Source organism: Achromobacter sp. 1014246743, assembly GCF_059760725.1.
Genome location: NZ_JCBANA010000023.1, coordinates 56640 through 69689, shown reverse-complemented (window position 1 = coordinate 69689; position 13050 = coordinate 56640). Strand labels below are relative to the sequence as shown.

At 64.9% G+C, this 13050-nt stretch carries 11 protein-coding genes; 4 read left to right on the top strand and 7 right to left on the bottom strand.

The features are described from left to right. Positions 1 to 43: 43 nt before the first annotated feature. The 5 genes from AC6LJ2_RS12070 to AC6LJ2_RS12050 form a co-directional block, all read right to left on the bottom strand. Positions 44 to 847 carry a GNAT family N-acetyltransferase gene (locus AC6LJ2_RS12070; RefSeq protein WP_263911514.1) on the bottom strand — a complete coding sequence of 268 codons (804 nt, stop codon included), beginning with the start codon at positions 845 to 847 and terminating at the stop codon, positions 44 to 46. Positions 848 to 1063: 216 nt separating this feature from the next. Continuing rightward, the gene (gene glmM, locus AC6LJ2_RS12065) at positions 1064 to 2407 is read right to left on the bottom strand and encodes a phosphoglucosamine mutase (RefSeq protein WP_263911513.1); all 1344 of its coding nucleotides are present in this window, start codon (positions 2405 to 2407) and stop codon (positions 1064 to 1066) included. Then, complete coding sequence (gene folP, locus AC6LJ2_RS12060; protein WP_445657231.1) at positions 2404 to 3249, bottom strand: dihydropteroate synthase; 846 nt, start codon at positions 3247 to 3249, stop codon at positions 2404 to 2406. The genes glmM and folP overlap by 4 nt, the downstream gene beginning before the upstream one ends. 18 nt (positions 3250 to 3267) lie before the next feature. Continuing rightward, complete coding sequence (gene ftsH, locus AC6LJ2_RS12055) at positions 3268 to 5166, bottom strand: ATP-dependent zinc metalloprotease FtsH (RefSeq protein ID WP_445657232.1); 1899 nt, start codon at positions 5164 to 5166, stop codon at positions 3268 to 3270. A 228-nt stretch (positions 5167 to 5394) separates the two neighbouring features. Further along, positions 5395 to 6027, bottom strand: a complete 633-nt coding sequence (locus AC6LJ2_RS12050) for an RlmE family RNA methyltransferase (RefSeq protein ID WP_025139564.1) — start codon at positions 6025 to 6027, stop codon at positions 5395 to 5397. Between the two features lie 18 nt (positions 6028 to 6045). Between AC6LJ2_RS12050 and AC6LJ2_RS12045 the strand changes: the two genes are divergently transcribed. Beyond that, positions 6046 to 6657: a YhbY family RNA-binding protein gene (locus AC6LJ2_RS12045; protein ID WP_263911510.1), complete on the top strand. Its 612-nt coding sequence runs from the start codon at positions 6046 to 6048 to the stop codon at positions 6655 to 6657. A 131-nt stretch (positions 6658 to 6788) separates the two neighbouring features. Here AC6LJ2_RS12045 and greA read toward each other — a convergent pair whose 3' ends face one another. Beyond that, the gene (greA, locus tag AC6LJ2_RS12040; RefSeq protein ID WP_199166166.1) at positions 6789 to 7265 is read right to left on the bottom strand and encodes a transcription elongation factor GreA; all 477 of its coding nucleotides are present in this window, start codon (positions 7263 to 7265) and stop codon (positions 6789 to 6791) included. A gap of 677 nt (positions 7266 to 7942) precedes the next feature. Between greA and AC6LJ2_RS12035 the strand changes: the two genes are divergently transcribed. Further along, entirely contained in the window at positions 7943 to 9562 is a 1620-nt protein-coding gene (locus AC6LJ2_RS12035) for a methyl-accepting chemotaxis protein (RefSeq protein WP_498151430.1), read from the top strand. Positions 9563 to 9664: 102 nt separating this feature from the next. On the opposite strand, the gene AC6LJ2_RS12030 is transcribed toward AC6LJ2_RS12035, so the two are convergent. Further along, a complete protein-coding gene (locus AC6LJ2_RS12030; protein ID WP_263911507.1) occupies positions 9665 to 10981 on the bottom strand; it encodes a solute carrier family 23 protein in 1317 nt (438 codons plus the stop codon). A gap of 133 nt (positions 10982 to 11114) precedes the next feature. Here AC6LJ2_RS12030 and AC6LJ2_RS12025 point away from each other — a divergent pair, with 133 nt between their 5' ends. Continuing rightward, positions 11115 to 11546 (top strand): FlxA-like family protein, encoded by a 432-nt coding sequence (locus AC6LJ2_RS12025; protein WP_445657233.1) that lies wholly within the window; start codon positions 11115 to 11117, stop codon positions 11544 to 11546. A 145-nt stretch (positions 11547 to 11691) separates the two neighbouring features. Continuing rightward, positions 11692 to 13017 carry an ABC transporter substrate-binding protein gene (locus AC6LJ2_RS12020; RefSeq protein ID WP_498151429.1) on the top strand — a complete coding sequence of 442 codons (1326 nt, stop codon included), beginning with the start codon at positions 11692 to 11694 and terminating at the stop codon, positions 13015 to 13017. The last annotated feature ends 33 nt before the right edge of the window (positions 13018 to 13050 follow it).

Sequence of the window (13050 nt, the reverse complement as noted above, 5' to 3'; positions counted from 1 at the left end):
CGTATCAGTTTGATCTTCATACGGCGGAACAGGCGGCGCATGATCAGCGCTGGCCGTTGGCGACGGGTTGGTCCAGGCCGAAATGGCGGCGGTAGCGCTCGTCCATGCCGTCCATCTTCAGCAGCACCGGAAAGTCGGCGGCGTTGAAGTCGGGGTCCCAGGCCGGCTCGCCGCAAACCGTGGCGCCCAGCTTCAGGTAACCCTTGATCAGCGGCGGCACGCGGGCCGGCAGCGTGCTGTTGAGCTTTTCCACCGGGTAGCGGTGCAGCGGCGTGACCTGCGGCTGGCCTTCCTTGGGCAGGTGCTTGGAGATGGTGCGCCACACTTCGGCAGCCGTCACGCCGTCGTCGCGCAGGCTGACGCTGGCGCAGCCCAGCACGTACTGATAGCCGCCGCGGCGCAGGTATTCCGCCAGACCGGACCACAGCAGCATGATGACCGCGCCATTGCGGTAGTCGGCGTGGGTGCACGAGCGGCCCACTTCCACGAGTTCGTCGCGGATCGCGCCCAGGCCGGACAGGTCGAATTCGGATTGCGAGTAGTAGCCCCCCGCCTCGCGCGCCTTTTCAGGCGTCAGGATGCGGTAGGTACCCACGACACGGCCAGTGTCCAGTTCGCGAACCATCAGGTGCTCGCAAAAGGGGTCGAAGCGGTCATGCTCGATCCCATCGTGGGCATCAGGAAACACCACGCCCATGTCTTCGGTGAAGACCTCGTAGCGCAGGCGCTGGATTTGTTCGATTTCCTCGGCCGTGCGCGCCAGGCCAACCACCAACACCCTGGCGGCAGGTCCCGTCCACGGTTCGGCGGCATTACGGCTTGGGTTGATGCGTGCTAGTTCCAGCATTGCGCGAAGCTCCTAGAGAGTCCGGTCAGTTTGGACGCCCTGTATGTCAAAGACTTGACCAATATGTTACGTGACTATGAAGTTTAGATCGGAGCGATGAGGCCCAATTCCTGCAAAGCTCGACAATTCTTTACAAAAAAATTCTGAATGTTCACAAACAATGGCCATTCATCGCAAAACGATGAATGGCCAGGTTCGATCCACGCAAAAAAGAGCCTATGCCAGGCTGGCCGCCAGCTTTTCAGCAGACGTCACGGCCAGGGCCTCGTCCTCGGCTTCGACCATCAGCCGCAGCTTGGGCTCGGTACCCGAAGCACGGATCAGGATGCGGCCACGGCCGGCCAGTTCGGCCTCGACGGCCTTGCGCGCCGCGCTCAGGCCGGGATGCGATTTCCAGTCCTGGCCGGGAGTGATCGGCACGTTGATCATCTTCTGGGGATACATGCGCAGATCCTGCACCCAGTCGGCCATCGACGCCTGGTTGCGGCGCAGCGCGGTCAGCACCTGCAGGGCCGCCACGATGCCGTCGCCGGTGGAGTGGCAATCCAGGCACAGCAAGTGGCCGGAGCTTTCGCCGCCGTACAGCCAGCCACGTGCCTGCATCTGTTCCAGCACGTAGCGGTCGCCCACATTGGCACGCTCGAAGCCCACGCCCAGGCGGTTCAATTCGCGCTCGAAGCCGAAGTTGGTCATCAGCGTGCCCACGACGCCATCGACCTTGCCGCGCTGCATGCGCTCGCGCAGGATGGCGTAGAGCAATTCGTCGCCGTTGTAGATGCGGCCGTCGCCGTCCACCATCTGCAGGCGGTCGGCGTCGCCGTCCAGGGCGATGCCGATGTGGGCGTCGCGCGCCTTCACTTCCTTGGCCAGCAGCTCGGGATGCAGCGCACCGACGCCCTTGTTGATGTTGAAGCCGTCGGGGTGCACACCGATGGCGTGCACCTCGGCCCCGAGTTCGCGGAAGACGTGCGGCGCGATGTTGTATGCGGCGCCATGAGCGGCGTCCACCACGATCTTCATGCCGTTCAGGTCGAGATCATTGGGGAACGTGCTCTTGCAGAACTCGATGTAACGGCCCTGCGCATCCGACATGCGGCGGGCGCGTCCCAGCCCTTCCGAGCTGACGCAACCCAGCGGCTCGTCCAGCGCAACCTCGATCGCGGCTTCGATCTCGTCGGGCAGCTTCATGCCCTGGGCCGAGAAGAACTTGATGCCGTTGTCCTGGTAGGGATTGTGCGAGGCGCTGATCACGATCCCGGCGACCAGGCGCAACGCGCGGGTCAGGTAGGCCACGGCGGGCGTCGGGATCGGGCCTGCCAGCAGCACGTCGATGCCGGCGGCCGACAGGCCGGCCTCCAGCGCCGATTCCAGCATGTAGCCGGAAATGCGGGTGTCCTTGCCGATCACGACCTGCGGGCGGCTGCCGCCACGCCCCGCATGTTCGCGGGCCAGCACGCGGCCGGCGGCATAACCCAGGCGCAACGCGAATTCTGCGTTGATCACCGGGCCGCCCACTTCGCCACGGACACCGTCGGTACCAAAATACTTGCGTCGAATCATGAAGTGATAGCTCCTTGTTCAGCCGCCTGCCACACCTTGAGCGCGTCGACCGTGGCCGCGACGTCGTGCACCCGCACGATGGACGCGCCACGGGCCACACAGGCCAGGGCGGCGGCAATGCTGCCGGGCAGCCTGTCGCCGACCGGCCGGCCCGTGGCCTGGCCGATCATGGTCTTGCGCGACAAGCCGATCAGCAATGGATAACCGCCGCTGCGCAGGCTGGACAGCCGGCGCAGCAGTTGAAAGTTCTGGTCGGCGGTCTTGCCGAACCCGAAGCCCGGGTCCAGCACGATGCGCCGGGGGTCCACCCAGGCCGCCCGCAGCTTTTGGGCGCGCGATCCCAGGAAGAGCCCGATCTCGCCGATCAGGTCTGAATATTCAGGGGGCGTCGCCTGCATGGTGCGCGGCTCGCCTTTCATGTGCATGACGCACAGCCCGCAGCGCGATTGCGCCACTGCCTCGATGGCGCCCGGCTGCCGGAAGCCATAGATGTCGTTGATCATGTCGGCGCCGGCATCCAGCGTGGCGCGCATGACCTCGGGCTTGAAGGTGTCGATGGACAACGGCACGCCGCAATCGCGCAACGCCTCGATCACCGGCAACAGCCGATCGAGTTCGTCGGCCACGGATACCGGGTCGGCGCCGGGGCGCGTGGACTCGCCGCCCAGATCGAGGATCTGCGCGCCTTCCTGGATCAATTGGCGCGCATGCGCCACCGCGGAATCGGTATCGTCGTGCTGGCCGCCGTCGGAAAAGGAATCCGGCGTGACATTGACGATGCCCATGACAAGCGGGCGCTCGAGATCAAACTCGAAGCGCCCGCAAAGAAAGTTATTGGCCATAACTCAGGACGGAAGCCCTCAGACTGCGGCCGCCGTATTGCCGCCTGCGGCAAGGCCGGTCGGGGGCGTGTCGGGCGTATCCGACGGACCCTGCGGCGTCTTCGGGGGACGCGGTGGGCGGCCCTCGATGATGTCGTTGATCTGGTCGGCGTCGATGGTTTCCCATTCGAGCAGCGCGGCGGTCATGACTTCGACCTTGTCGCGGTTTTCTTCCAGGATCTTGCGCGCCACGCCGTATTGCTCGTCGATGATGCGGCGGATCTCGGAGTCCACCTTCTGCATGGTGGCTTCGGACATGTGCGTGGTCTTGGTGACGCTGCGGCCCAGGAACACTTCGCCTTCGTTCTCGGCGTAGACCATGGGACCCAGTTCGTCGGTCATGCCGTAGCGCGTGACGATGTCGCGGGCGATGGCCGTGGCGCGTTCGAAGTCATTCGAGGCGCCGGTGGTCATCTGGTCCATGAAGAGTTCTTCGGCGATGCGGCCACCGAACAGCACGGCGATGGTCGAGAGCAGACGGCCCTTGTCCATGCTGTAGCGGTCGGTTTCGGGCAACTGCATGGTCACGCCCAGCGCACGGCCGCGCGGGATGATGGTGACCTTGTGGACCGGGTCGGTCTTGGGCAGCATGCGCGCGACGATCGCGTGGCCGGACTCGTGGTACGCGGTGTTCTTGCGTTCCTCTTCGGGCATGACGATCGAGCGGCGCTCGGCGCCCATGATGATCTTGTCCTTGGCCTTTTCGAAGTCGGACATATCCACCGTGCGGCCATTGCGGCGAGCGGCGAACAGCGCGGCTTCGTTGACCAGGTTGGCCAGGTCGGCGCCCGAGAAACCCGGGCAGCCGCGCGCCAGGATGGTCGCGTCGACGTTGGGCGACAGCGGCACCTTGCGCATGTGGACCTTCAGGATCTGCTCGCGGCCACGGATATCGGGCAGCGGCACCACGACCTGGCGGTCGAAGCGGCCCGGGCGCAGCAGCGCCGGGTCCAGCACGTCCGGACGGTTGGTGGCGGCGATCACGATGACGCCCTGGCCGGATTCGAAGCCGTCCATTTCCACCAGCATCTGGTTCAGGGTCTGTTCGCGTTCGTCGTTGCCACCGCCCAGGCCGGCGCCACGCTGGCGACCCACCGCATCGATTTCGTCGATGAAGATGATGCAGGGCGCGTGCTTCTTGGCGTTTTCGAACATGTCGCGCACGCGGGCCGCGCCCACGCCGACGAACATTTCAACGAAGTCCGAACCCGAGATGCTGAAGAATGGCACCTTGGCTTCGCCCGCGATGGCCTTGGCCAGCAGCGTCTTGCCGGTACCGGGCGAGCCGACCATCAGCACGCCGCGCGGAATGCGACCGCCCAGCTTCTGGAACTTGCTGGGGTCGCGCAGGAAGTCGACCAGTTCCTGGACGTCTTCCTTGGCTTCATCGCAGCCCGCCACATCGGCGAAGGTGATCTGGTTGGTGTTTTCGTCGAGCATGCGGGCGCGCGACTTGCCGAAGCTGAACGCACCGCCCCTGCCGCCGCCCTGCATCTGGCGCATGAAGAACACCCACACGCCGATCAACAGCAGCATGGGGAACCACGACACGAAGATGCTCATGAGCAGCGATTGCTCTTCGCGCGGCTTGCCCGACACCTGCACGCCATACTTGAGCAGGTCGGAGACCATCCAGAGGTCGCCCGGCGAGGTCAGGGTGTAGGCACGGCCTGCGTCCGGCGTGACGTAGAGCACGTCGCCACCGGCGCCGCCCTGCACGTCCACCTTGCGGATACGTCCCGCCTTGGCGTCGTCCATGAACTGCGTGTAGGTCACGCCGTCCTGGGTCTGTGCGCGTCCGTCGAACTGCTTGAAGACCGTGAATAGCACCAGGGCTATCACCATCCAGACGGCGACTTTCGAAAATGAATTATTCAAGGTCGATCTCCTGCTTTCGATTCCGACCGGCGACTGCGCACCCGCGTATGGCACAGTCACAAGTATGTCAATAGCCCATTCTACCCTGTTGGACCGGGTTGCGTCCTGGGATCAGCCGGGGCCTCTAAATTACGCCTGATTCGTGATTTTGCTGGTCGTTGTCTCGGCAGGCCGGCCGTGGCCGACCGGGGGGTTTCTTCTGACCGGGGCACGAGGCCCCGGCATGGGTTATTTCAGATCGCGGGCCACCAGAAAGGTTTCGGAGGATTTGTCCCGCGATGCCTTCGGCTTGCGCTCGACCACCCGCTTGAAGTGCTGCTTGAAGCTTTGCACGATCTGCGAGAAGCCGGTTCCGTGGAAAGCCTTGACGATCAGCGCCCCATTGGGCTTGAGATGGGCGAGCGAAAATTCCATCGCCAACTCGCACACATGCTGGATGCGCGCGGCGTCGGCGATACCCACGCCTGACAAGTTGGGGGCCATGTCGGAAATTACAAGGTCTACCGCGCGCGATCCGACCATGTCTTCCAACTGTTTCAAAATGTCATCTTCGCGGAAGTCGCCCTGGATGAATTCGACGCCCGCCACGGGCTCCATGGGCAGCATGTCGAGCGCGATGATGCGTCCGTCCACGACGCCGCCGGGCCCGGCGAGGCGCTCGCGCGCCACCTGGGACCAACTGCCGGGCGCCGAACCCAGGTCGATGACCAGGTCGCCCCGGCGCATCAGTTTCTCGGTGTCGAGGATCTCGATCAGCTTGAAGGCGGCGCGGGCCCGGTAGCCCTTCTGTTGCGCCATCTTCACATAGGGATCGTTGATGTGCTGGTGAATCCAGTCTTTGGAGAATTTATTCTTGGCCATTACCGTACAATTCCACGCATGCCTATATTAGAACTTACCTCTCGTGAGCGCAGCGACCTTCGGTCCGCCGCTCACCCTTTGCGCCCCGTCGTCCTGATTGGCGACAATGGCCTGACCGAAGCCGTGCTCAAGGAAATCGATCTGGCACTCGCTTCCCACGGCCTGATCAAGGTCCGCGCCGGCGGCGACGACCGCGAGGCCCGCGATGCCATGCTGTCGACCATCTGCGACACGCTGTCCTGCGCCCCCGTGCACCACCTGGGCAAGACCCTGATTCTGTTCCGCCCGCTGGCTGGCAACATCAAGCCCGCCGCGCTGGCCGCGATGGAACCGGAGCGCCCCGCCTCGACCAAGCGCCGCGCCTCCGAGCCGCATACGCCCAAGAAGCTGGCCGCCGAAGGCAAGACCCTGTCCAAGCGTCCACGCCGTTCCGAAACCGAAGAGCCCAAGCCGGCCAAGGCCCGCTTCGTGCCCCAGGACCAGCTGAACAAGAACGGCAAGCCGATGCGTCCCAGCAACAAGAAGACGTCTTCCAGCGCCCACGGCATTCCGCGTCGCGCCGGCAGCGCGCTCAGCCTGCGGGCCGGGGCACGCAGCGGCACCAGCCGCAAGTCGTCGCCCAAAAGATAGAACCCGGGCACAAAAACGGGCGCTTTACGCGCCCGGTCCACCATAGCGTTCCGCCTGCTAGCCGCGGAAATCCTGACGAACGCTACGTTCTGGCTATGGTGTTTTGCTGATGTTACCGCTATTGGCAGGCGTCAGATGTAACGCACGCCCAGGACTTCATATTCGCGAACGCCAGCCGGGGCCTTGACCTCGACGACATCGCCTTCGCTCTTGCCGATCAGTGCGCGGGCCACGGGGCTCGACACGGAGATCAGGTTCGACTTGATGTCGGCTTCGACGTCGCCGACGATCTGGTACGTCACACGGTCGCCCGAATCCAGGTCTTCGATGTCGACGGTAGCGCCAAACACGGCGCGCCCTTCGGCCTCGAGGGAGGTCGGGTCGATCAGGTGGGCATTGGAAAGCGTGCCTTCAAGTTCGGCAATCCGGCCCTCGATAAAACCTTGGCGCTCGCGAGCCGCATCGTACTCGGCATTTTCCGACAGATCGCCCTGCGCGCGCGCTTCAGCGATAGCGTTGATGACGGCGGGACGTTCCACGGTTTTCAGCCGCTGGAGCTCTTCTTGCAAGCGCTCGGCCCCGCGCACGGTCAAAGGAATGGCAGACATTGTCGTTTCCCAAACAAAAGTAGAAAACGCCCCGGACGGAGCGTTCTCGGTGTGAAGGTCTTGGACCTGACGCGGTAGGCGTCCGGTCGGCTCGCCAGGCGGATGCGGCAAGCTTCGACCAAAACAAAACCCCGGCTCGGGTCGGAACCGGGGCAATCAAGGCCATATTGTGGTCAAAGTCCACGGGAATTGCAAGCCACCGGAGAAACCGTCGTTTTCGGCGCATTTCGCCGCTGTAACCCGCTAAAACCCGTCGTTTCCCAAAACGGCCTGCTTCCAGATCCGTCCCCCACCAACCCCGCCCGCCCCTGACCCGGCAAGGGCCGCTGCCGCGCGTTGCATAAAAGATACTCACCGATAGCCTGGATATCGGGAGGGCCCGGGGTTTCTGTAAAAACGCGCGGTGGTATCGAATAAAAAAGGTATAACCGACAAATCGGCCCATTAATAACAATTAAATACAAGTCGGAATCAACCGGCGGTTTTCCTTAATCAAATCCGAGGGGCGCGACGGCCAACGACATAATGTGGCCGCCGCGGGAATCGATCGATTGTGCGTGTTGCAGATTGGGCGGACGCATCGCAGTCATCCGGCTCGACGTTTGCCCCTCTACCGCAGCGCCCATGGGCTTGGGGCCCGCGCCAGCGGTGGAGCGCGTTCAAGAACGGGAGCTCTCATGCTGGAAAAATTGAAAGTCCGTACGGGAATGATGCTGGTGCTGGCCTGCTTCGTGGTGGCCTTGGCGCTGGCTTGCGGCCTAGGCTGGATGAATGCCGAAAACAGCGTGCGGGAAATCGAAGACCTGAATAATGTGGCCGTGCACCAGGTCGATCCGCTGTACGAGACCAATGGCGCCCTGTTGCGGACCCGCCTGGCGCTGGGCGCCGGCATTGCCGCCCTGCAGGCCGGCGCCAACGACCAGGCCGCGGCAGCCGAAGCGACTGCCGCCGAACAGTTGCAACTGGCGCGCGAGCGCTTTGCCCGTTACATGGAAGTACCCAAGAGCGAGCGCGGCCAGGAATTGGCCCTGGCGCTGCAAGGCCGCTTCAACGGCTACGCGGCGGCGCTGCAGGAACTGGATTCGGCGCTGAAGGAACGCTCGGTGGCCCGCTACCAGCAGGGCGAAGACGCAGTGCGGCAGGCTGACACGAATTTCGCCAAGGACATGCAGGTCTTCCTGGCGCGCGTGCAGGAACGCAGCGACGGGGTGCTGGGCCGTTCGCAGAACACCTACGCGACAGCCAAGGTGTCGTCCATCGTGCTGCTGTCGGTAGCCGTGCTGCTGGCGGCGCTGTGCTGGGCCTTCATCCGGCGTGGTGTCTTGCTGCCCTTGCAGGACGCGGGCCGGCACTTCGACCGCATCGCCGCCGGCGACCTGACCCAGCGGGTGGACGCCCGATCGAACAACGAGATCGGCACGCTGTTCTCGGCGGTCAAGCGCATGCAGGACGGGCTGACGCGTACGGTCACGACCGTGCGCCAGGGGGTGGAGGAAATCAACGTCGGGGCGGCCGAGATTGCCGCGGGCAACGCCAACCTGTCGACTCGCACCGAAGAGCAGGCGGCGGCGCTGGAGGAAACGGCGGCCACGATGGAGCAGTTGGCCGCCACGGTCAAGCAGAATGCCGAAAACGCCGCCCAGGCCAACCAACTGGCCGCGGTCAGCATGGAAGTGGCCCAGCGCGGCGGCCACACGGTCGGCCAGGTGGTGGCGACGATGCAAGGCATCTCCGACAGCTCGCGCCGTATCGCCGACATCGTCTCGGTGATCGACGGCATTGCCTTCCAGACCAACATCCTGGCGCTCAATGCGGCCGTGGAGGCGGCGCGAGCGGGCGAACAGGGCAAGGGCTTCGCGGTGGTGGCGGGCGAAGTGCGCACCCTCGCCCAGCGCGCGGCGCAGGCGGCCAAGGAAATCAAGGCCCTGATCGAGACCTCCGTCGAGACGGTGGCGGCAGGGGCGTCGCACGTATCGGCCGCCGGCCAGACCATGGAGGAAATCGTGACCTCGGTGCAGCGAGTGGCCGACATCATGGGCGAAATCTCGGCGGCGTCGGCCGAGCAGGCCGGCGGCATCGACCAGGTCACCCTGGCGGTGTCGCAGATGGACGAGGTGACACAGCAGAACGCCGCGCTGGTGGAACAAGCCTCGGCCGCGGCATCGGCGATGGAGGACCAGGCGCGGCGCCTTTCCGAGGCCACCGCAGTCTTCAAGACCCAGTCAGGCCAGGTGATCGAGGCGGCGCCGGTGCGGGTGGCGGGCCGGGCACCGGCTTCGCGGCTATCACGGCACTGAGAGGGGGCCGGCCTGGGCGGACGTTACGCCAGCCCGGGCCGGCGGCCAGGGGCCGGGCCCGAGCGCCCGGCCAGCGGTAAGGCGCAAGCGGCAACCGCCGCCCTACCCCTGCTTCTTGCGACGCAGCAACGCGTACAGGATGATCGCGCCGAAGGTGGCGGTACCGATGCCGCCGAGCGTGAAGTTGCCCAGCTTGACCGTGAAGTCGCCCGCGCCCAGCACCAGCGTGACGGCGGCCACGATCAGGTTGCGGTTGTCGCTGAAGTCGACCTGGTTCACGACCCAGATCCGGGCCCCGGCGATGGCGATCAGGCCGAACACCACGACCGACATGCCGCCCAGCACGGGGGCCGGGATGGTCTGGATCAAGGCGCCGAACTTGGGCGAGAAACCCAGCACGATGGCGATCAGGGCCGCGATGACGAACACCAGCGTCGAATAGATGCGGGTGACCGCCATCACGCCGATGTTCTCGGCATAGGTGGTGACACCGGTGCCGCCCACTGCACCCGACACCATGGTGGCCACGCCGTCGCCGACGAAGGCGCGGCCCAGGTAGCGATCCAGGTCCTGGCCGGTCATGGCGCTGACCGCCTTGACGTGGCCCAGGTTCTCGGCGACCAGGATGATGGCCACCGGCACGATCAGGCCCATTGCCTCGGCCTTGAAGACCGGTGCAGCGAAATGCGGCAGCCCGAACCAGGCCGCGGCGTACACGGCGGAAAAGTCGATGGGCTTGCCCAGATTCAGGCCGTTGGCGCAGAGGGCGTACACCACGCAGGCCAGGATCAGGCCGACCAGGATCAACAGCCGCTGCACCATGCCCTTGGTATAGACGGCGATGCCGCCCACGCACAGGATGGTGACAATTGCCATGGCGCTATCAAAGCCCGAGGCGCCCATGGCGCCTTTGGCGGCGATGGGCGCCAGGTTCAGGCCGATCACCGCGACGACCGCGCCGGTCACGACCGGCGGCATCAGCGTATCGATCCAGTTGGCGCCGCCGCCCGCGCGGGCGTTGACGATCCAGACGATGACGCCGATCAGCGTGTAGGCCAGTCCGCAGGCGATGATGGCGCCCAGCGCCACGCCGATGTTGGCATTGGCGCCGCCGCCGGCATAGCCGGTCACCGCGATGACGCCGCCGATGAAGGCGAAGCTGGAGCCCAGGTAGCTGGGCACGCGGCCGCCGACGAACAGGAAGAAGATCAGGGTGCCGATGCCCGACATCAGGATGGCGACGTTGGGATCGAAGCCCATGAGCAGCGGCGCCAGCACGGTGGAGCCGAACATCGCCACCACGTGCTGTGCCCCCATGGCCACGTTCTTGGGCCAGGACAGCCGTTCATCGGGCGCGATGATGACGCCGGGCTCGGCGTCGTCGGCCAGGCGCCAGCGCGGAAAATAGGAATTGGACATGGATTCCCCGGGGGTGATTGGTGTGAGCGGGCGCCAGTGTAAAGGGGGCCGGGAACGGGCGGCAACTTAAGTTCCCGGTCAGAATGCCGTATTAGTGGAAACCCCCAGTCATTCTTCCTTCTGGAGACCCCTCATGGCCATCGATTCCATCAGCGGCACCTCGCGCATCGGCAGCATCGCCGACCTGTGGGCGCAGAAAATCCAGGCCAACAAGGAAGCCAAGGACGCCAAGGACGACAGCAAGGGCGTCACCGTCACGCCCGACGGCAAGATCCGCGTGTCCAATGCCGGCGCCATGAAGGTGGGCCAGACGGAGGAAACGGAATCTTCCGAGAACGACGACCACTACACCCGGCAGATCAAGGAACTGCAGCGCCAGCTCAAGCGGGTCATGGAGCAGATTGCACGCGTGCGCGACAGCAACGCGTCGGCCGAGCAAAAAGCCACGCAGATGCAAGCACTGAACGGCCAGGCGATGCAGATCATGAGTCAGATCCAGCAGGTCATGGCCGAAAAAGCCAAGGCGATGGCCAAAGCGAACGGCGGTGTGGCAGCCACGGCGTAAGCGCGTTTTCCCTGCGCCGGTGCTTCGGCGGGACCGGCGCCAGCCCCCCCCGGGCTGATGACGCGCATCAAAATTTCTGATTGGACGTGCGGCGGGCGCAGCCATTAAGGTCTCCGGACAAATCAAAAAACCACGGAGACAAACCATGCATGCAATGCGCACAGCCCTTGCAGGGGCGTTGCTGGCCGCCTGCGCGGCGCCGGCCCTGGCGGGCACCGTCACGGTCATCACGTCGTTCCCGAAAGACCTGACCCAGGCCTACAAGACCGCGTTCGAAAAGGCCAACCCGGGCATCACGCTGGAAATCCTGAACAAGAACACCGTGTCCGGCATCGCCTACGTGCGCGAAACGCCGGCGGGCCAGCGCCCCGAGGTGTTCTGGGCCAGCGCCCCCGACGCGTTCGAGGTGCTGGGGCGCGACAAGCTGCTGGCCAACTCGTCGGACGTGGCCAACAGGAATGTGCCGGACAAGATCGGCAACTACCCCATCAACGACCCGGGCGGCATGTACCTCGGACAGGCGCTGGCCGGCTACGGCATCGTCTACAACACGCGCTACATCAAGGCCCACAACATCCCCGCGCCGGTCGAATGGAAGGACCTGCTGGCGCCGCAATGGTTCGGCCATGTCGGCATCACCTCGCCATCGCGCTCGGGCACCATGCACCTGACCGTGGAAACCATCCTGCAGGGCGAAGGCTGGGACGACGGCTGGAACACCCTGCTGCGCATGTCGGGCAACAGCAGCGCGGTGACCGAACGTTCGTTCGGCGTGCCGGACGGCGTCAACAATGGCCAGTTCGGCGCGGGCCCGGTCATCGACTTCTTCGGCCTGTCGAGCAAGTATTCGAAGTTCCCCGTGGAATTCGTCTATCCGTCGGAAACGGCCATCGTGCCGGCCAACATCGCGCTGATCGACGGCGCCAAGAACACCGAGGAAGGCAAGAAGTTCATCGCCTTCACGCTGAGCCAGGCCGGCCAGGAACTGCTGCTGGAACCGAAGATCTCGCGCCTGCCGGTACTGCCGTACTCGGCGCTGGCCGGCAAGGTGCCGCAAGGCTATCCGGACCCGGCCGAGATCGCGAGACGCAGCAAGGTCCAGTTCAATGCCGACCTGTCGCAGACGCGCTACTACGTGGTGCAGTCGCTGTATGACCAGACCGTCACGTTCCGCCTGAAGGAATTGCAGGCGGCGACCAAGGCGATCTACGACGCCGAGGCCAAGCTGGGCGAGAAGGCCAAGAGCGGCAAGCCGGCCGAACTGCTGGCGGAGGCTCGCAGGCTGGCGTGGACCCCGCTGGTCGACGGCAAGAAAGCCGCCGACCCGGCCTTCCTGAAGATCTTCAGCGGCAACAAGAAGGACGCGGCGGTCAACCAGCAGATCACGCAGCTGGAAGGCGAATGGAACGGCACGGCCAAAAGCAATTATGAGCAGGCCGTGAAGCTGGCGCGGGAAGCGGCAGCGCTGTAGCGCAGGACCTGCGGGGCCGGGGCTCGCCCCGCC

Excerpts from the sequence above, each read along its gene's own strand:
- AC6LJ2_RS12045 (WP_263911510.1), top strand. The coding sequence starts at position 6,046 with ATGCCTATATTAGAACTTACCTCTCGTGAGCGCAGCGACCTTCGGTCC.
- glmM (WP_263911513.1), bottom strand. The coding sequence starts at position 2,407 with ATGATTCGACGCAAGTATTTTGGTACCGACGGTGTCCGTGGCGAAGTG.
- folP (WP_445657231.1), bottom strand. The coding sequence starts at position 3,249 with ATGGCCAATAACTTTCTTTGCGGGCGCTTCGAGTTTGATCTCGAGCGC.
- AC6LJ2_RS12030 (WP_263911507.1), bottom strand. The coding sequence starts at position 10,981 with ATGTCCAATTCCTATTTTCCGCGCTGGCGCCTGGCCGACGACGCCGAG.
- AC6LJ2_RS12020 (WP_498151429.1), top strand. The coding sequence starts at position 11,692 with ATGCATGCAATGCGCACAGCCCTTGCAGGGGCGTTGCTGGCCGCCTGC.
- AC6LJ2_RS12050 (WP_025139564.1), bottom strand. The coding sequence starts at position 6,027 with ATGGCCAAGAATAAATTCTCCAAAGACTGGATTCACCAGCACATCAAC.
- AC6LJ2_RS12035 (WP_498151430.1), top strand. The coding sequence starts at position 7,943 with ATGCTGGAAAAATTGAAAGTCCGTACGGGAATGATGCTGGTGCTGGCC.
- AC6LJ2_RS12070 (WP_263911514.1), bottom strand. The coding sequence starts at position 847 with ATGCTGGAACTAGCACGCATCAACCCAAGCCGTAATGCCGCCGAACCG.
- AC6LJ2_RS12025 (WP_445657233.1), top strand. The coding sequence starts at position 11,115 with ATGGCCATCGATTCCATCAGCGGCACCTCGCGCATCGGCAGCATCGCC.
- greA (WP_199166166.1), bottom strand. The coding sequence starts at position 7,265 with ATGTCTGCCATTCCTTTGACCGTGCGCGGGGCCGAGCGCTTGCAAGAA.